This is a genomic window from Tractidigestivibacter scatoligenes (assembly GCF_001494635.1).
In the GTDB taxonomy this organism is placed as follows: domain Bacteria; phylum Actinomycetota; class Coriobacteriia; order Coriobacteriales; family Atopobiaceae; genus Tractidigestivibacter; species Tractidigestivibacter scatoligenes.
Genome location: NZ_LOJF01000001.1, coordinates 717,404 through 736,944 on the forward strand (window position 1 = coordinate 717,404; position 19,541 = coordinate 736,944).

Annotated in this window: 14 protein-coding genes and 1 pseudogene; 9 read left to right on the forward strand and 6 right to left on the reverse strand. The window is 61.0% G+C overall.

Translation table 11 applies throughout. The annotated features are described in order from the left end of the window. Window positions 1-186 precede the first annotated feature (186 nt). Genes AUL39_RS03190 through AUL39_RS03205 form a run of 4 tightly spaced genes read left to right on the forward strand, consistent with a single transcriptional unit; the run spans window position 187 to window position 6,577 of the window. A complete protein-coding gene (locus AUL39_RS03190) occupies window positions 187-2,010 on the forward strand; it encodes a type I restriction-modification system subunit M (protein ID WP_059053527.1) in 1,824 nt (607 codons plus the stop codon). Continuing rightward, window positions 2,011-3,297, forward strand: a complete 1,287-nt coding sequence (locus AUL39_RS03195; RefSeq protein WP_059053529.1) for a restriction endonuclease subunit S — start codon at window positions 2,011-2,013, stop codon at window positions 3,295-3,297. After that, window positions 3,297-6,356 carry a type I restriction endonuclease subunit R gene (locus tag AUL39_RS03200; protein WP_059053531.1) on the forward strand — a complete coding sequence of 1,020 codons (3,060 nt, stop codon included), beginning with the start codon at window positions 3,297-3,299 and terminating at the stop codon, window positions 6,354-6,356. Before AUL39_RS03195 ends, AUL39_RS03200 begins: the two co-directional genes overlap by 1 nt. After that, window positions 6,353-6,577 carry a hypothetical protein gene (locus tag AUL39_RS03205; RefSeq protein ID WP_059053534.1) on the forward strand — a complete coding sequence of 75 codons (225 nt, stop codon included), beginning with the start codon at window positions 6,353-6,355 and terminating at the stop codon, window positions 6,575-6,577. The genes AUL39_RS03200 and AUL39_RS03205 overlap by 4 nt, the downstream gene beginning before the upstream one ends. A 238-nt stretch (window positions 6,578-6,815) precedes the next feature. Here AUL39_RS03205 and AUL39_RS03210 read toward each other — a convergent pair whose 3' ends face one another. From AUL39_RS03210 to AUL39_RS03235, 6 genes are all read right to left on the reverse strand, one after another. Beyond that, on the reverse strand, window positions 6,816-7,205 hold the full coding sequence (locus tag AUL39_RS03210) for a hypothetical protein (RefSeq protein WP_059053536.1): 390 nt from the start codon (window positions 7,203-7,205) through the stop codon (window positions 6,816-6,818). A gap of 393 nt (window positions 7,206-7,598) precedes the next feature. Continuing rightward, complete coding sequence (locus AUL39_RS03215; protein ID WP_059053538.1) at window positions 7,599-7,829, reverse strand: helix-turn-helix domain-containing protein; 231 nt, start codon at window positions 7,827-7,829, stop codon at window positions 7,599-7,601. A 141-nt stretch (window positions 7,830-7,970) separates the two neighbouring features. Continuing rightward, window positions 7,971-9,209: a tyrosine-type recombinase/integrase gene (locus tag AUL39_RS03220; RefSeq protein WP_059053540.1), complete on the reverse strand. Its 1,239-nt coding sequence runs from the start codon at window positions 9,207-9,209 to the stop codon at window positions 7,971-7,973. A 749-nt stretch (window positions 9,210-9,958) separates the two neighbouring features. After that, complete coding sequence (locus AUL39_RS11190; protein WP_160327012.1) at window positions 9,959-10,126, reverse strand: hypothetical protein; 168 nt, start codon at window positions 10,124-10,126, stop codon at window positions 9,959-9,961. A 51-nt stretch (window positions 10,127-10,177) separates the two neighbouring features. Beyond that, window positions 10,178-10,411, reverse strand: coding sequence for a hypothetical protein (locus AUL39_RS03225; protein ID WP_153001546.1), 234 nt, complete (start codon window positions 10,409-10,411; stop codon window positions 10,178-10,180). 397 nt (window positions 10,412-10,808) lie between these two features. After that, window positions 10,809-11,297 (reverse strand): hypothetical protein, encoded by a 489-nt coding sequence (locus AUL39_RS03235; RefSeq protein WP_059053547.1) that lies wholly within the window; start codon window positions 11,295-11,297, stop codon window positions 10,809-10,811. A gap of 624 nt (window positions 11,298-11,921) precedes the next feature. Here AUL39_RS03235 and AUL39_RS03240 point away from each other — a divergent pair. From AUL39_RS03240 to AUL39_RS03260, 5 genes and pseudogenes are all read left to right on the forward strand, one after another. Next, window positions 11,922-12,104: a hypothetical protein gene (locus tag AUL39_RS03240; RefSeq protein WP_201783904.1), complete on the forward strand. Its 183-nt coding sequence runs from the start codon at window positions 11,922-11,924 to the stop codon at window positions 12,102-12,104. After that, a pseudogene (locus AUL39_RS11420) lies at window positions 12,104-13,884 on the forward strand (type I restriction-modification system subunit M). The gene AUL39_RS03240 and the pseudogene AUL39_RS11420 overlap by 1 nt, the downstream one beginning before the upstream one ends. After that, window positions 13,881-15,023 (forward strand): restriction endonuclease subunit S, encoded by a 1,143-nt coding sequence (locus AUL39_RS03250; protein ID WP_059053552.1) that lies wholly within the window; start codon window positions 13,881-13,883, stop codon window positions 15,021-15,023. The pseudogene AUL39_RS11420 and the gene AUL39_RS03250 overlap by 4 nt, the downstream one beginning before the upstream one ends. Next, a complete protein-coding gene (locus AUL39_RS03255) occupies window positions 15,023-16,315 on the forward strand; it encodes a hypothetical protein (RefSeq protein ID WP_059053555.1) in 1,293 nt (430 codons plus the stop codon). Before AUL39_RS03250 ends, AUL39_RS03255 begins: the two co-directional genes overlap by 1 nt. 14 nt (window positions 16,316-16,329) lie before the next feature. Further along, complete coding sequence (locus tag AUL39_RS03260) at window positions 16,330-19,452, forward strand: type I restriction endonuclease subunit R (protein WP_059053558.1); 3,123 nt, start codon at window positions 16,330-16,332, stop codon at window positions 19,450-19,452. Window positions 19,453-19,541 lie beyond the last annotated feature (89 nt).

The following is a 19,541-nucleotide window of genomic DNA, read 5'->3' on the forward strand; positions in this document are numbered from 1 at the left end:
TTGGACGGTACGTACAAGTTAGGCTACTTGCTGAACTACCTGTCATGTGGCCAAGAGCTTCGCACGAAGTGGTGCCCGATGGCCGGATACGCTTCGATCAGATACCTACCAACTTGCATACGAGTGTGAGAGAATCAACGAATAGGTTGATTGAAGGAAATCCAAAGACTGGGGAGAACTTGGCCTATGTCTGGCAACGAGCTTAACGAGCAGACCTCGACGGAGGCGGGCCGCAAGGCGTCGCTAATCTGGAACATCGCGGACAACGCCCTGCGCGGGCTCTACAAGCCCGTGGAGTACGGCAAGGTCATCCTGCCCATGGCGGTCATCAAGCGCTTCCACGACTGCCTGCTGCCGACCCACGACGAGGTCATCGAGGCGAGCGAGAGGTACGCCAGGATCAAGGCCGAGGACGTCCGCGACGGATTCCTCACGAGGGCCTCGGGCTACCCCTTCTACAACACGTCAAAGTTCACCTGGAAGACGCTGCGCGCCGACCCCGACAACGTGAGGGCGAACTTCGTCGACTACCTCAACGGCTTCTCGGAGAACGTGCGCGACATCCTCTTTAAGGACGGCATGAACTTCGAGGCGGAGATCGAAAGGCTCGCGGACAACAACGTCCTCTTCCAGGTCATCGACGACTTCGGTAAGGAGAGCGGCGACTTCTCCCCGGAGCGCGTCTCCGCGGTGGATATGGGCTACGTGTTCGAGCAGCTCGTCGCCAGGTTCTCCGAGACCGACGACGCGGGAGAGCACTTCACAAGCCGCGACATCGTCTACCTGATGACAGACCTCATCATCGCGGCGGACCCGCGCATCTTCGAGGGCGACCACATAGATCGGTCGGTGTACGACGGCTCGATGGGCACCTCCCAGATGCTCTCCTGCATGTCCGAGAGGCTGCACGCGCTCGACGCGGACGCCACCGTCGCCACCTACGGGCAGGAGCTGAACCCGTTCACCTTCGCAATCGCGAAGGCGTCAGCGCTCATCCGCGGGGAGGACGCGAACAACATGCGCCGTGGCAACACCTACGACAACGACCAGTTCGCGGGCTTCCACTTCGACTACGTCATCCAGAACCCGCCCTTCGGCATCTCGTACAAGGCCCAGCAGAAGGCGATACAGGCAGAGCACGCAGAGGGCGCGGCCGGCCGCTTCCCATGCGAGCTGCCCGCCGTGGGCGACGGGCAGACGCTCTTCGCCCTGAACGGGCTCGCCAAGCTCAAGGACGAGGGTATCATGGCGATCGTCCAGGACGCGAGCCCTCTCTACAAGGGCAACCCCGGCAAGGGCGAGGATGACTACCGCCGCTACGTCATCGAGAACGACTGGCTGGACGCCATCGTCCAGATGCCTACGGACTCCTTCGTCAACACCGGCATCGCGACCTACGTGTGGCTGTTCGACAAGGATAAGCCCGAGCGCCACGGGGGCAAGGTGCTCCTCGTCGACGCCTCGAACGCCTTCATGAAGCGGCGCAAGGGCATCAACAACAAGAAGAACGACATCACCGACGCGTGCCGGGACCTCATCGTCAAGGCGTACGGCGAGTACCGGACGCAGACGCTTACGGGAAAGGCGGAGGACGGCAGTGCCATCACCGTGGAGAGCAAGCTGTTCGACGGGGAGGACTTCGGCTTCCGGCGCGTGACCGTCTACACGCCCGAGCGAGACGAGGACGGCAACGTCGTCCGCGACAGGAAGGGCCGCCCCGTCAGGAAGACCGAGTCCAACGGCAAGAGGGAGACCGTCGTCTCCGATACGGAGGACATCCCCCTCAGGGAGGACGTGGACGAGTACATGGCGCGCGAGGTCGAGCCGTACAACCCCGGCGCGTTCATAGACCCCAAGAAGACCGTCGTCGGCTACACCATCCCGTTCACCAGGGCGTTCTACAAGTACAGGGAGCTCGAGCCTGCCGATGAGATTGCCAAGCGCATCCTCGGCCACGAGAGGGCGCTCGAGGAGAGCCTCGGGAAGCTCTTTGGTGGGGTGAGGTCGTAGATGAGGGAGATGAGGGACAGCGGGTTTGGCTATATTGGCCAGATTCCGCAAGCTTGGTCAATCGGCAAGCTCAAGCAATTCTTTGAAAAGTCGAACGTTACGAACCACCCTGACGACACGGTTCTCTCGTTGTACCGAGACTACGGTGTTATCCCAAAAGACAGCCGAGACGACAACCACAATGTGACTTCGCTTGATACCTCGAAGTACAAGCATGTTGATGTGGGCGACTTTGTCATCAACAAGATGAAGGGGTGGCAGGGCTCGATGGCCCTATCGCCATACGAGGGCATTGTTAGCCCCGCCTATCACGTGTTCAAGTTCCGTAGCAGTGAGCTCTATCCAAAGTATGCGCATTATCTTCTTCGCTGTCGTTCATTTGCTGACGAGTGGCGTCGACTTTCAACGGGTCTTCGAGTTGGCCAATGGGACCTTCACGTCGAAGACTTTCTGAACACTTGTATTCCGCACCCGCCCCTCGACGAACAGCGCCGCATCGCCGACTCCCTGGACGAGAGGTGCGCCGACATCGACGTGGCCGTCGACGCGGCTAGTAGCAATTTGACTGATTACCAGCAATTGCGTACAGCAATAATTTCCAGTGCTGTTACAAGGGGAGTTGACGATGGCAACCGAATGGTAAGCACAAGCTCTCGGTGGATTAAATCGATTCCTGATGGATGGTCAATCCGGCAGTTGAAAAGCCTGTCTACGTATGTCAGTGATGGAGTGCATCAAACACCAGAGTACGTTCTTGAGGGAGTGCCATTCATATCGATTAAGGATGTCTCGAGCGGAAAGATTCGATTCGATGACTGCAAATACATATCTTGGGATGCCCATGAGGCTCTCTCTAAGTCAACACCAGTGGGTGATGGAGACGTTCTCTTCACGCGGATTGGCACTCTGGGAAAGAGCGTTGTAGTGCGCAATTGTCCACCGTTCGACATCTTCGTTAGTCTAGGAATCGTAAAGCCGAAAAAGGAAATTATTGTCCCCGAATATCTTTCCTATGTAATGCAGTCGAGCTACTACATGGAGTACATCCAGCATGTCAAGGTAGATGGGAAAAACTCTGCTGCCAAGTACAATCTTGGTGACGTACGAAAGTCACCAATAATTCTGCCCCCAATGGATGAGCAGATGCAAATTGTAAAGTACTTGGATTATCGGCTACGGGCATTGGAGCAGCTCCTATCCACCAAGCAGTCCATCATTGCCGACCTCAAGACGTACAAGCAGTCACTCGTGTATGAGGTCGTGACCGGGAAGAGGGAGGTTCGCTGATGGCGACGGATGCCAAGGAGAGGAACCTCGAGGCTGACATCGAGGCCTACCTCACGTCCCCCGAGGGCGGCTACGACAAGGCGACCGACAAGGTGTACACGGATCACGGCTGGCTCCGCTACGGCGTCGACGCCGACCAGCTGGCGGGCTTCCTCGAGGAGACCCAGCCCAAGCAGTGGCAGCGCTTCGTGAAGATATGCGGCGTCCAGGACCCCCGTCTGCGGCTCGCCCAGGCCTTCGGCAACGCCGTCGAGAGCCAGGGTGGCATCGTCAGCGTGCTCCACCACGGGTTCAAGACCCGGGGCGTCCAGTTCCGCGTCTGCTACTTCAGGCCCCGCTCCTCGCTCAACGCCAAGTCTACCGAGCTCTACGGGGCGAACCGCCTGCGCTGCATCAGGCAGTTCCACTACTCGGAGGGGAAGGAGAGCCGCAACACCGTCGACATGGTCCTGGACCTCAACGGCATCCCCGTCGTCGCCCTGGAGCTCAAGGACCAACTCACGGGACAGACCTACGAGAACGCTATCGACCAGTGGCGGACCGACCGAGACCCGCGCGAGCTCCTCTTCAGGTTCGACCACCGCATCGTCGCCTTCTTCGCCGTGGACATGAGCCAGGCGTGGCTCGCGACCCACCTCGACGGGAGCAAGACGTACTTCATGCCGTTCAACCAGGGATCCAACGGGCCGGGCGTGGACGGCGGGGCGGGGAACCCAGCGAACCCGGACGGCTACGAGACGAGCTACCTCTGGGAGGACGTTCTCCAGAGGGACCGTCTCCTCGACGTGATCGAGCACTACGTCCACGTGGAGAGGAAGACCGAGAGCTACATCGACGTCAAGACCGGCGAGGAGAGGACGAGGGAGAAGCGGGTGCTGATCTTCCCGCGCTACCACCAGCTCGACTGCGTGCGGAGGATCGTCGCCGACATCAGCGCCAACGGCACGGGCAGGAGCTACCTGATCCAGCACTCGGCGGGATCGGGGAAGTCGAACTCCATCGCATGGACGGCGTACCAGGCCATGAGCCTCCACGACGTAGACGACAGGCCGGTGTTCGACTCGGTGGTCATCGTCACCGACCGCGTGGTGCTCGACCGGCAGCTACAGGACACCGTCTCCGGCATGGACCACGCCAGGGGGGCCGTCACGGTAATCAGCAGCAGGATGACGTCCGCAGACCTGCTCCGGGCCCTCAGGGACGGCGACCGCCTCATCGTCTCCACCCTGCAGAAGTACTCGCAGATCTACGACCAGGTCAGCGGCGTCGGCAAGCGCTACTGCATCATCGTGGACGAGGCGCACAGCTCGCAGGCGGGGAGCCACGCCCGCAACCTCAAGCGAGCCCTCGCCGACACCGACGAGGCGCTCAGGGAGTACGAGGAGCTCGAGGGCGACGCCGAGGAGGAGGCGGAAGAGGCGGAGGCGGCCCTGCTCGACGAGGTGTTCAGCCACGGCAGGTTCTCGAACCTCACCTTCGTGGCCTTCACGGCAACCCCGAAGGACAAGACGCTCGAGCTCTTCGGTACGCCCCAGCCGGGCGGCGGATTCAGGCCGTTCCACGTTTACTCCATGCGCCAGGCGATAGAGGAGCACTTCATCCTGAACCCGCTCGCGCACTACCAGACCTACGACGAGGCGGTGAGGCTCGCCCGCACCGTGCCCGACAACCCCGAGCTGCCGACGTCGCCCACGCTCAAGCTGCTCCGCCAGTACACCGAGCTCCACCCCTACGCCATCGCGCAGAAGGCCAAGGTCATCGTCGAGACGTATCGTAGCGTTACCTCCAAGGCCATAGGCGGCAAGGGCAGGATGATGGTCGTGACGGCCTCGCGGCTCGCCGCCGTGCGCTACTGCAAGGCCGTTCGCGGGTACTGCAGGGAGAGGGGCTACGACGACATGGAGGTCCTCGTCGCGTTCTCGGGCGAGGTCCAGGACCCGCCCAACGTCTCGGGGGCGCCCACGTACACGGAGCCCGAGATGAACGTCGGCCACGACGGCGAGCACGTGAAGGAGTCGCAGACCACCAGGGAGTTCCGCTACTGGGGCTCCGTCCTCATCGTCGCCGAGAAGTACCAGACCGGCTACGACGAGCCGCTGCTGCACACCATGGTCATCGACAAGCGCCTCCGTGACGTGAAGGCCGTCCAGACCATATGCCGCATCGACCGCATATGCCCCGGCAAGGAGGACACCCTCGTCCTCGACTTTGTGAACAGCCGCGAGGACATCCAGAAGGCGTTCCAGCCCTACTACGCCGAGACGGACCTCGCGGAGCCGCTTGACGTCGACCGTATCTACGCCCTCCTGGAGGAGATCAGGGGCTACGGCGTCTACACGGACGCCGAGGTCAGGGAGGCCTGCGCAATAGAGTTCGGCAAGGACAGGAGGAACGCGCAGGGCAGGCTGAAGTCTGCCCTCACGCCCGCGATCAGGCGCTACGACGCCCTCGGCTCGGCGGACGAGCGCTACGAGTTCCGCCGCAAGGTTCGCTCGTTCGTCAAGTGGTACGGGTTCGTCACGCAGCTCGTCCGCATGTTCGACCTGGACATGCACCGCGAGTACACGTTCCTGCGCTACCTCTCCAAGTTCCTCATCGCGGACAGGGTCGACGTCACCGACATCGACGACAAGGTGAGGATGGAGTACTACAAGCTCAAGGTATATAAGGAGTACGCGATCGAGCTCGCGGACAGGCCCGCCACCATCGAGCCGCCCGCCCCGGGCAGCAAGGGCAAGCCCGACAGGAGGAAGGACCCGCTGGACGTCCTGATAGAGCGGATCAACGAGGAGTACGCGGGGAACCTCTCCGAGGAGGAGCAGGAGGTCGCCAGGAGCGTCTACAGGCGCTCGCGCGACAACAAGGAGGTCGCCGACGCGCTCGCGCGCCACGACGACGAGCCGATGTTCATGGACCGCTGGCGCGAGTTCTTCCGCCAGATCATGATGGACGCCTACACCGCCCAGAACGGCGCATACGACTCCATCTTCACGGACGAGGAGAAGTACCGGGCGATCATGGAGGCCGTCGGCCGCATGCTGTACAGGGGGGAGAAGTGAGCTGCGAGCCGAGCGCGTCGGAGGTAGTGAGGGCGATCTGCAGCCGCCAGGGCCGCACCCTCAAGTCACTCGCGGACGAGCTCGGCATCTCGCCCCAGGCGCTCGACACCCGCCTCCGCTCCTCGAGCATGCGGGTCGAGACCCTCTCGGAGCTTCTCGGACCGCTTGGGTATCGGGTAGTCATAACCGATGGTGACAAATCGATACGGGTCACAAGGTAACGGCAGTTTGATGGCGAGAATGGCGCAAACCCATAGTGGGTAGTGAAGCAAATACCCCTACTCGCTGGCGGGAGCTCGCATTTCCCTCCCCGCCGTCGTTAGGTGTTCCTGACGGCGGGGAGGGCGGCCGCGGGAGGGCTTGGCTGCGGCCGTGGCGGGAGGAGATTGGGGCCACTCGGGATTCCCCGAGCGGCCCCTATCCGACCGTGAGCGGTTTTTATCGTCCTGACGTCCTAGGTCACATACGCTCCGCCCACTGCCAGACCCCCACGAGGTGGCGCAGCTTCGCGCGGCGCTCTCCCGTGATGGCGATGGATATGGCGTCGTGGCGGATTGCGTCCACGTCGCCGTGGTCCGCGAGGTAGAGTAGGCACGCGCGGCGCATGGCGGCCACGTCGTCGTCCGCGAGGTCGAGCGTCGGCAGGGCCTCGGAGCCCGGCTCCATCGTCGCCCTGACGGTGACGAGGACGACCTCACCGCCGTCCGTGCCCACGATGCGGCCGCCGTCGGCGTGGACGTCGCTCCAGCACCTGCCCTGCAGGTAGTCCGTGCAGAGCCCGAGCGCCGTCTGGCTGAGCTCCTCCTCGGACATGGTCGTTGCGGCCTGGCTCTCGTTTGTGGTGGTCATGGCTGACCCCTCTCTAGGACGTGGGGGCTCCCTTTGCCCCCGTTGGGGCCCAGGGAGCAAGCCACGTCACCGCGGAGCCCGCGCCCTTGCGGGCGTGGCGCTGCGGGCTCCGCGGTGACGTGGCGCCAGGGGGCGGGAAGAGGTGCTTGCCCCCTGTGCTACCTTGGTCCCAACGGGGGCCCGGAGGTCATGCCCTTGCCCTTTGCGTTTTCGACGGGGCGCGAGGACAGGGGACCCCTCACAGTCCCCGGCGCAGCGGCGTGTCGGAAACGCTGCTCTCTGAAGAGAAGCGGGGACGCGTGACCGATGCGTCACGCGTCCCCGCGGCGATTCTCCGATTGAAATATGACTCTGCGCGATGGATTAGTCACACGTACGAGTTGTCGTTCACATCTACGGAAGCCTACCCTTGTCGAGGAGCTCCTTCTGCACGGTCCTCCTGTTGACCCTGAGGAGCCCGCCAACACGGATGTGCGGGAGGGCATTGATCAGCTGGTAGCTCTTCGTCCTCCCGACGCCGAACACCTCTTGGATGTCCCTTGGCCCGAGCCATTCGGGCCTGTCGCAGAGCGGCGACGTGTCCGAAAGCGACCTCTCCGTGGGGCCCGTCGGCTTCCTGTCCATCTCGCGTACCTCCTCCTTCGAGATTCCGTGCCATGCCGAGACGTTACGTCGCATGCCGAAGTGTGCGGCCGTCGCCTCGGGGCGCTGCGTTTCCCGGGCTTCCCGTGCGTTCCCCACCAGAAAGGGGACACAACCGCCCGGCTACACGACGCGCAGCATCGTCTCGCTCCCTTCGTCCTGTCCGCTGCCGGGTCTTGCCGCCATCTGCTCGGCGATCGTCCTGGCGGCGGACCTCCTCGCGTGCGGGTCGGCGCTCGCGTAGGTGTTGAGCGTCATCGCCGCGTTCGCGTGACCCATGAGCGAGCTCACCGTCTTGATGTCGGTGCCCGCGGCGACGAGGTAGGTGGCATAGGTGTGCCTGAGGTCGTGCAGCGTCACCCTCCTCCCCGTGGTGCCCACCAGGTCGAGCATCTTCGCGATGGAGGCAAACTCCTTCGTGAGGCGGTCTGGGTAGTAGAATGCGCCGCTGGAGTCGCCCAGGACGTAGAGGTCCTCTATTGCCTCTGGCCTTCCGCCACTCAGCGTGACGAGGCGGCGCCTGCGCCTCGCGAGCCTCGACGCCAGGTCCGGCTCGAGCGGGACCTCGCGCCGGCTCGTTGGCGTCTTGGGCTCCTTCACCACAGCCTTGCCCTCGCACTGGCAGACTGCGACCCTCACCCGTAGGACTCCGTGGTCGAGGTCGACGTCCCTCCACCTGAGGCCGCACATCTCCTCCCTGCGCAGCCCGCAGGCGAGCCCCAGCCTTATCGCGAGCGTCACCTCGGTGTCCTGCATGGAGTCGAGTGCGAGCAGCAGCCTCTCACGCCCATTGGCGTCGAGGGCGTTCGGCTCCCTCGCCTCGCGCTTCGGCGGCTTGATCCGCCTCGTAAAGGGGTTCCGCTCGATGATCCCGCTGTCTGCCGCGTACTGGAGCGCCTGCTTGAGGAAGCGATGTGCCTTGGCGACCGTGTTGTTGCAGAGCCCGTCCTCGAGGAGCGCCGCCTGCATCTGGAGGATGGTGTCCCCGGTGATCTCGTCTATCCGCATGGCGCTCAGATAGCGCGAGACGTGCTTCGCGCAGTGGCGGTAGTTCGCGGCGGTGGTCTGGGCGATTCCTGCCCCGCTCTCGAGCGAGCGAATGTAACGCTCGAGAAAGGTGGGCACGAACATATCCTCCCTCGTGATGCCTAGGGGGAGCTCCTGCCGGCGCACCTCGTCGTCGAGCTCCTTTCGTATCTCGTCTGCCCTCCTCCTCGCGGCGCGCTTCCCCGACGCTCGGAAGCTGCGGGTGGTCTGGTGCCTCTTGCCGTCTTCCGTGCGGGAGTATCGGCACTTCCAGCGGCCGTTGCCGAGGTCTATCAGCGACCCTTCGGACCAGATGTCTTCTTTTACCTGGTACATCCCCTGCCTCCATGCCACGCTGCTGCGGGCGCCCCCGTCGGCTCCCCGGCGTTCGGAACCTGCAAGTGGAGGGGCCATGTATGCGAAAAGCTACCCTCCGCCCCGAGTGCACGCGGGTGCACGCGAAGAGTGCACGCGGAGTGCACGCAACCCGGTTAAGCTCGACACGAAATGATACTGGGTGGACGGTCATCTGGCCTGTCTACCAGCCCTTTTGGCACGATTTGGCATGAATGAGCACGATGCGGATACCCCATATAAGCGTTCTGACACGGAAGAGGTCAGAAGTTCAAATCTTCTAACGCCCACCATACACGCAGATCGGAGGCCCTTTTTTGGACCTCCGATTTTTTGTTCAAGGTGAATTGGATACTAATCGTGTGAGAAACTCGCTTCGCAAGACGTCTGGTCCGAAGTCCCGTCTCGGCTGCGCGGTGTAGTCGACGGACGCATCGGCATCGACTGGGAGGACGGAAGTAGGTCCAAGTAGGTCCAAGTAGGTTCGAGTAAAGCTGGCCCGTCCGAGGTCCTCGCAGGTAAAGAGGCCCACGGAGGTCGAACCTCGGGTTCGAGTAGGCTCTGGCGGCGCGGCTACATCCAGCGCAGCGTGATGCATGCGATGGCCTTCAGCAACCGCAGCAGTACCCTAAGCACCCTCATGGTCGGCCTCCCTTCGCTTGACCTCGGCGAGCATGGCCGGTGAACGTGAGATCCTTTGGCTCAGCAGCTGTCGTCGCCGTCTGCGGCTCCTAGAGTGCCGACGAGGTCACGTCGGCGTCGAAGCTCCCCTCCACCTCCGGCGCTGCCGACTTCGCGTCGGGGTCTACGCCGGCGTGGATATCCAACATCGTGCTCACGCTCGCGTGCCCCATACAGCTCGCCGCGGCCCTCGCGTCGCAGCCGCCCGCGATCACCATGGTGGCGAAGGCGTGCCCGAGGTCGCGGGAGGTGCCCTTGAAGCCGTTCGTCTAGCAGAGGTCGGCGAAGTCCTTACCGAGTTGCGTGGGGTTGTAGGGCCCGCTCTTCTCCTCTTGCGTTCCCGGTATGCAGGGGTCGCCGAAGGGGAATGCGAGCTCGTTGGCGATGCGCACGGCGCCCGCCCGCGCGAGGCGCAGCATGTCGAGGGTGCGCCTGGTAAGCGCGTCTCGCCTGCGCTCCGCCTGCCGGCGCGTCTTGCCCTCGACCGTGTGGAACGTCCTCACGACCTCGCCCGTTACGGGTCTGTGTGCGAGAGGACCGCCTCCCATCGGTCACTGTTTCTCCGTCTCCTCAGACTACGGCTGGCGTAGGTAAGGTTCTGCATCTCCACTTCCTTCCACTCGGTTTTCAACAGCCGTTTCTGACCGGCATTGTGACCGCTAAAGTGACCACCAAATGACCACCAAAACGAGGTTGGAGATGCAGAAGAAGCAGACTCCTACAGACCGTTGGAGACGCGAAAAAACACAAAACGCCTGCTCAACGCAGTGTATCCAGACGAGGTAGACGAGGGAGAACTTGTGGAGCCTCCAGCTTGACTCGTTCATAACCCAAAAGGTCGTTGGTTCAAATCCAGCCCCCGCGACCAAACGTTACAGCCTCCTTCGGGAGGCTTTGTTATTATCGGAATCCACTGGCAATGCGCCACATCGGGTGGCCTTCCATCGAGTAGACCCAGTCTCGGCGTGTCGCCTTCACGGAGTTGTCTGCGACCTCGACGCTGATGGCGGAGAGCACGCTTCTGAACTCGACCGCGTGCGGGATGCGGCCCGCGTTGTCGTCGTGGTAGACGATGGCCACCTTGTAGTCGGGGAAGTCCTCCCGTACCCAGGCGACGGCAAGGCAGTGCAGTCTCTCGAGGGGGGCGGCGTCGCCGGGATCGGGCGAGATCACGTAGTGCTTGTAGGTCCGAGCGGGCCTGCCGCCCCAGGGCGTGTCGTTGCGGTAGGCATGGCGGGTCTCGTCCATGACGGCTGCCCAGTCGAAGCCTTCCTCCTGCGGCGCGTCGATGTTGAGGAAGTCGCGCGCAAGCGCTCTGCCGTTCTTGGTGAGGTACCTGTATATCCCGGCGCAGGAGGTGTGGCCGGATATGGGCTTCAAGGTCTGCATCGCGGCCCCTAGAGGAAGAGGATCCGCGACTCTGCGACGGAGCGCACGCTGGAGGCAAGCGGCCCGGCGGCCCGGCGTACCGAGTCGAGGGGCCCCTTGCCTGCGTCAGCGCGTCGAGCACGTCGGCGCGCTGTGCGGAGACGTCGTCCGCCTGCAGCTGCAGGAGCAGCCGGACGAGGTCGGACACCGAGAGCCCCGTCCCCCTGCCAGCGCCTTGGCGCGGGCGAGGTCGGCGTCGGTGACCCCGCACGTATATCCTTCGCGTGCATCGTTCCATGCTGCTCCGATCTTCCCTGCGAGCGAGAAAGCCCGCGAATCCCAGGGGCGCGGGGCATCCCCCGCTTGGAGGAGCGTAGCCGGTGCGCACGTGGATATGTGACCCTCGCTCCGGATAGGTGCGGCGCGGCCCCGGATTCGCTTCGCCGGAATCCGGGGCTAGCCAGGCGCCGACAAGCGCTGTCTCGGGCGTGTACGCACGAGACAGGCTGCTTGCTTAGGGCTGATTAGAAACGCAGATGGTCGGATAGCTGATAGGCTGCGATACGGCTGTTGCTAGAATGTATTCATTATGTATTCAGCCTGACTGAGCGGGGGCATTTTGTGAAGTGCTCAGAATTCGTTAGCTTGGGCGCCACCGAGATGGAGCTGCTAGAGTGTCTCGCTGGCGGTGGGATGACGACCATCGCAATACGTATCCCCGTGAACTTCAAAGAGGCGGCTGCTGAAGAGGCGGCGCTGCGCAGGATAAGCTTCAGCGCCTTCTCGCGCATGTGCATGATCGACGAGCTGACGAAGGGAAACAAGTAATGGCCGACATCCGGAAACTAGAGAAGGAGCTCTGGGAGGCAGCGGACAACCTCCGCGCTAACTCCAAGCTCACGAGCCAGCAGTACTGCATGCCGGTCCTCGGTCTCATCTTTCTGCGATACGCGTGGGGCCGCTTCAAGGCAGCCGACAAGGCCATTCATGAAGAGCGGGCGAAAGCAACAGGCAGGCCGATTCCCATCGAGCCTGCCGACTACACCAAACGCGGTGCGATGTATCTCCCCGAGAAGGCGCGCTACGACTACCTCCTGAACCTGCCCAAGGGCGAGAAGAATCTTGGCAAGAGGGTCGACGAGGCTATGGCGTCTATAGAGGCGGAAAACAAGCAGCTTGCCGGTGTCCTCCCGAACAACTACACCGAACTCGGAGACGATCTCCTCGCCGAGACCCTGCGAATCTTCAACAACCCTGCTCTCGACGAGGACGGCGACGACATTATCGGTCGCATCTACGAGTACTTCCTGGGGAAGTTCGCCCCTGCGGTGGCCTCGGACGATGGGGTATTCTTCACGCCGAAGTCGCTGGTCCGCATGATCATGAACGTCATAGAGCCCGAACGCGGCGTGATGCTCGATCCCGCCTGCGGCTCGGGTGGCATGTTCGTCTCCGCGAGCGACTACGTGCGCGATCACGGCGGGAATCCCGCCGAGTCCATGACCTACTACGGTCAGGAGAAGGTGGAGTACAACGCCAAGCTCTGCCTCATGAACATGGCGGTGCACGGCATGAACGGCAAGATCGTCTCGGGCGACGCTGCGAACACCTTCTACCACGACGCCCACTCGCTCGACGGCAAGTGCGACTACGTCGCCGCAAACCCGCCCTTCAACGTGGATAAGGTGAAAGCCGATGACGCGCAGAGCGCAGGCCGCATGCCGCTGGGGCTCTCGAGCATCAACAAGAAGGGCGAGTTCTCCAACGGAAACTACCTGTGGATCAACTACTTCTACAGCTACCTCAACCCGACCGGGCGCTCCGCGAGAAGCTGGTGAAGAGCGGCCACGTCGACGTGATGCTCTACGTGGGCAACAACTTCTTCTACACTAAGAGCCTTCCCTGCACGCTGTGGTTCCTCGACAAGGGAAAACCGGAAGAGCTGAAGGACAAGGTGCTCTTCATCGATGCTCAGAACTACCATACCGCCATAGACACGACCCACAACGAGTGGAGTCCGTGGCAGCTGAAGAACCTTACCGCGATCGTCTGGCTCTACCGTGGAGAGACCGCGAAGTACCAGGAGCTGATAGACGATTATTGCAGTGCGATACGCGAAGCCGGGGATTTAATTGGCGGTGAGGCGGGGTCAGCGCTGGCGAAGGTCTCTGGAATCGATGACCTTGCAGGCGCAAAGGAGACTCTAGCCACGTTTATCTCCGAAGTGAAAGACGAGGCGAAGGATGCTGTTGAAGCTGCGAAACGTAACGAGCGCAAGAAAGTCCGTGCCGCATTCGACGAGCGCATTGCAGGGCTGGAAGAGCAGCTGACAATTGTCGACGAAGCCCTCTGGCTCACCGAGAAGTTCGACGCTGGTGAGTATGAGGACGTTGCTGGGCTGTGCAAGGTTGCGACGCGCTCGGAAATCGAGGAGAAGAACTGGAGCCTCACGCCGGGGGCACACGTGGGTGTGCCGCCAGTAGAGGATGACGGGGTCGACTTCCACGAGCGCATGGGCGAGATCCACTCCGAGCTGTTGAGGCTCCAAGCCGAGAGCGACGAGCTCATGGCTACTATAACTCGCAACTTCGAGGAGCTTGGGCTATGAGCACACCGTTAAACAAGCTGTGCGAGCTGATTGTTGACTGCCCGCATTCCACGGCGCCGGATGAAGGCGAAGGTTACCCCCTCATCCGCACGCCCAACATCGGGCCAGGCTATCTCGATTTAACCGATGTACACCGTGTGTCGAAGGAGACATACGACATACGAAACGCACGTGCAGTTCCGCAGCCCATGGACCTGATACTCGCCCGTGAAGCGCCTGCTGGAAACGTCGGAATCATTCGGGAGGGACAATGGGTGTGCCTTGGTCAGAGAACCGTGCTCATTCGGCCCGACCAGAAGAAGGTAGACCCCTGGTTCCTCAACTACTACCTGAACGCGCCAAGGCAGCGCCATCGCCTTCTGAGCAACGCGAACGGGGCAACTGTCTCCCACGTGAACATGCCCACCATCAGGAACTTGCCAGTCGACATGCCGAGTATGGAAGCCCAACGACGCATCGCATCCATCCTGATGGCATACGACAATCTTATCGAGAACAACCGCAAGCAGATTGCCTTGCTCGAGGAAGCGGCGCAGCGGCTCTACAAGGAGTGGTTCGTCGACCTGCGGTTCCCTGGGTATGAGAACGCTGAATATATCAGTGGGTTACCGAAGGGATGGCAGAGAACAAAGCTGATTGAACTTGTTGAGTTTAGGCGTGGGAAGGTCATTACTGCCAAACAAACGCGAGATGGTGACATCCCTGTGATAGCGGGAGGGCTGGCGGCTGCTTACCGCCATGATACCGCTAACACGAAGGCTCCAGTAATCACAGTCAGTGGTTCAGGTGCTAATGCGGGATATACTGCATTACACGAGAGTGATATCTGGGCATCTGATTGTTCTTATGTTGACTCATCGATGACGTCATCAATCTATTTCATCTATCTGTCTGTGAAAGTACTTGGCCGAGGTTTTAAGCATCTGCAACGTGGCTCTGCTCAGCCGCATGTATACCCATCACAAATAAATGAGCTTGAAGTGATAGTTCCAACTGATGAATGTCTAAATACCTTTGAGAGTATTGCTCAGCAAATCTATCACAATATGAGACTACTTAAACAAAAGGTTTTCTATGCCGACGAGGCTCGAAACCGCCTTCTCCCCAAACTCATGTCGGGCGAGATCGAGGCATTGTGATGAGCGAGAGGAAGAGGTACAAGATTCATCTGGATCCTCAGCTCATCGAGGACTTCAGCGAGGCCATCGACGCCCAGGAGCACATTACCGAGCAGGTCTCATTCGTCGAGAAGGCATTTGCTAAGAAGAAATACCGGGGCGTGCCCGCATGGGACTGCATCTGCGCATGTGTGCATCGCATCCGCGACACCGTTGAGTATTTGAACGATCAGACTCTTGGTGAGCAAAATTATCGCAGCGCCTTCGACTTCATCAACTTCATCAACAACACGTCTGTGGTGCTCGACAGCGTCGACATGCTGGCTCGTATCTTCGGCGTCGATTTAACTGTAGAGGATGCCAGGACGGAAGCGTTCCACCAGCTGGGAGATAACGGCAAAGGCACCGACAAGAAGTACTTTGAGTTCCTGCGCTCACTCTGCGCGGTGCATCCCATGGAGACAAACCGTTATAAGGGGATGTATCACGAGACGGATATCGTCACATGCCCCTATCTCACATGGGTGGGCGGAACGTTCCTCGAAGACCATTGGCATTGCGATTTGCACGGGCATGCCTTCGTAAACGAGTCGAACAGCTGGGGTGAGGACGTCTGCGTGCACATGGACCAGGTGTTCGCCCACATCAAGTACCGCTACAGCCTGCTCAGAAAGATTGGGGCGGCTCTAGAGCGATACCAGGAGAGAAGGATTGAAGAATATCGCAATACGCCGGTTCCGGGTTGCGGTGCGGACGAGTCGGAAATCGACTACATAGAACGCCTCAAGAACGTTGAAATCGAGCGCTTTGGGTCGAACAACGACTTTGTTTACGACTTTGCCGAGAGGGTCATGGCATTCGAGCCGACGAATGCCGGCAACAGGGCTGCGTCTGAGCGATACAAGAACGCGTGGAGATTTGCCCTGGGGCTTCAGCTGAACGTTCTGCGCGACATGGATCGGAACGGCGTGGGGCATGCGGGAGTTGCGGACAACGATACGGACTGGATTCTGTTCGAGCACCTCATATACGCCGACTGCACATGCGACGAGCTCGACGGATATGACTATCAACTCGAGAAGCTTGGCTATCTCGCGGGGCACAGCGGACCGAGCGATGCAGCGTGGGGTCGTCTGAAGCTTCGCGAGCTCGAGCCCGTGTTCCGCAGGTACGTCTCGATGGACCTGGACAATGACAGCGACGAGGAGTTGTACATGCTTTCCCGCATAGCGCTGTATGAGATCGCGCTCCGACATGATTGCGAAGTGAACAGGGCTATTCCATACAGCCCGGAATACCGGGAAGTTTCTTAGGGGTGTGGTGACGCATGGCCGGCAGGTACTCAGAAGAAGAGGCGGTACAGAAGCCCGCGGGTGAGAGGCTTAAGAGGCTCGGCTGGGAGCTTATCTACGCCTACGACGACGAGCGCGTCGGCGAGCAGAGCACGATGGGTCGCAGCTCCTACAGCGAGGTGGTGCTGCGCCCGCAGCTCGAGTACGCGCTGATAGAGCTCAACGAGTGGCTGGACGAGAACCGGTGCGCGGAGGCCATAGACACGCTCATGGGTACCCTCAGCACCGACTCGCTCCTTCAGACCAACGAGAAGAAGTACCGGATGCTGCGCGACGGCATCCCCGTGGAGATGCCACGCGAGGACGGCACCACTTACATCGAGTACGCGCAGGTCTTCGACTTCGACCATCCCGAGGCAAACCGCTTCATGGCCGTCGAGGAGATGTGGGTCTACAGCGCCGACGGCGTGTACCACAGGCGCCCCGACCTCATGGGCTTCGTCAATGGCATCCCCCTCCTGTTCGTGGAGTTCAAGCGGCACGACAGGGATGTGCGGCGCGCCTACGAGGACAACTACTCCGACTACCAGGACACCATCCCGCAGCTCTTCTACTTTAACGCCTTCGCCATGCTCTCCAACGGGCTCGAGGCGAGGGTGGGCACGCTGGGGTCCAAGTACGAGTTCTTCGGCGAGTGGAAGCGCCTGGCGGAGGGCGAGCCCGGCGCCGTCGACCTCGACACGATGCTCCTGGGCATGTGCAACAAGGCCGCGTTCATGGACCTCTTCGAGAACTTCATCCTCTTCGACCACTCGGGGCCCAAGACCGCCAAGATTCTGGCGCGCAACCACCAGTACCTGGGGGTCAACCAGGCCATAGAGTCGTACCGCCAGCGCGAGCTGCGCGACGGGAAACTCGGCGTGTTCTGGCACACGCAGGGCTCTGGCAAGAGCTACTCGATGGTGTTCTTCGCGCAGAAGGTGAGGCGCAAGTTCGAGGGCTCGCCAACCTTTGTCGTTGTTACCGACAGAGACGAACTCGACAAGCAGATAGCGGGTACCTTCGCCGGATGTGGGCTCCTTTCGGGCACGGACGCCTCGGCTTACATCGCCACGAGCGGCGAGGACCTACGCCGCCGGCTCAAGGGCAACCCGAGCTTCGTGTTCACGCTCATCCAGAAGTTCAACGACCCGGCCGCGGAGCCCATCGAGCCCGACTACGACATCGTCATCCTCTCGGACGAGGCGCACCGGACCAACAACGGCAAGTTTGCTGCAAACATGGTCCGCATGCTGCCGACTGCGTCGCGCCTAGGCTTCACGGGAACCCCGCTCTTCTCCTACGACAACATCACAGAGCGCACGTTCGGCGGGTACGTTTCCGTGTACGACTTCGCAACGGCGGTCGAGGACGGTGCGACTGTGCCGCTTTTCTACGAGAACCGCAGCGACCTGCTCGACATCGAGAACCCTGAGATGAACGACGAGCTCGCCGAGGCTGTGGAGGCCGCGGACGTCGACGAAGACCAGCGGGAGAAGCTGGAGCACGACCTCTCGCGCGAGTATCACGTGATCACCTCCGAGAAGCGCCTCGACAGAATCGCCCGCGACTTCGTGAAGCATTACTCGGGAATCTGGGAGTGCGGCAAGGCCATGTTCATTAGTGTGGACAAGGTCACCGCTGCACGCATGCACGTCCTGGTGCAGAAGTACTGGGCTGAGGAAATAGAGGAGCAGGAGCGTGCCCTGAGGAGGGACAGCCAGCAAGAGGCTCAGGAACGACGACGCAAGATTGAGTGGATGCGCGATACCGAGATGTGTCTCGTGATAAGCGAGGAACAGAACGAGGTTTCCACCTTCGCGAAGTGGGGGATTGACATTAGACCACACCGCAAGAAGATGAAGGACCGCGAGCTCGACAAGGAGTTCCGCGACCCCGACAACCCGTTCAGGGTCGTCTTCGTGTGCGCAATGTGGCTCACGGGCTTCGATGTGAAGCCGCTGGGGGTCATGTACTTCGACAAACCCATGAAGGCCCACACGCTCATGCAGGCCATCGCCCGCGCCAACCGCGTGTCCGAGGGCAAGAGCAATGGCCTCATCGTCGACTACATAGGCGTCGTGAAGGCCCTGAGGAAGGCACTCGCAGACTACACGCGCGACCCGGCGCAGGGCGCGGGCAGCGACCCCGTGATGGACAAGGACGAGCTCGTGGAGAGGATAATGGCCCTCCTTTCGGAGATCGAGGCGTTCCTTGCCGAGAGGGGCTTCAACCTGTCTGGCCTGCTCTCCGCAGACGACTTCGACAGGCTCGCCAAGGTGAAGGACGGTGCCGACGCCGTGGCTGGGAATGATGAGGCGCGCAAGCGTTTTGGCATCATGGCCCGCGAGCTATTCAGGATGTTCAAGTTCGTCGAGCGCGGCGACGTGGGTCGGGATGACTGGGCGCGCCGGGATGCAATCGATGCCATCTACAGGCAGCTTACCAAGCGTCGCGACACTGCCGACACGACGGATATCATGGTCAGCCTGCAGCAGATCATCGACGAGCATATCTCAGTGAAAAAGTCCGACGACGACAGGGACAGGCGCTTCGACATCTCCAAGATTGACTTCGACCTGCTGCACAATGAGTTCTCCAAGGTCAAGCAGAAAAACCTGCTCGTGGGTGATCTTAGAGGCGTTATCGAGGAGAGGCTTATCAAGGCGCTCAAGGTGAACCCTATGAGGTCTGATTTCTACAATCGCTACCAGACGATTATCGAGGAATACAACAGAGAGCAAGACCGCGCATCTATCGAGGCGACTTTCGAGAAGCTTATGAAGCTCTCGGAGGACCTGGACGATGAGCAGAGGCGGTACGTGCGGGAGGGCTTCTCCGACGAGCGGCAGCTTGCCGTGTTCGACATGCTCTACAAGGACTCGCTCACCAAGGCCGAGATAGTCCAGGTGAAGGAGCTTGCGCGGGATCTCGTGGACAAGATTCAGGAAAGCCTCGCCAGCATGACCCACTGGACCGAGAAGCCCGAGACGCGCGCCGAGGTGGACACACTGATCCGCAACGAGCTGTACAAGCAGCTACCTGCCAGCTATCCGGATGATTCAATACAGACGTACAGGTCGGAGATTTACGAGTATTTCTACTCGCGTGCAGCGTAAGAGTACTGCGCAATCATCGTGAAGACATTTCGATGTCTGTTTTGAAAGGATCGGCTTGAAGAAAAAAGATGCCTGGGAAGCAACGAATG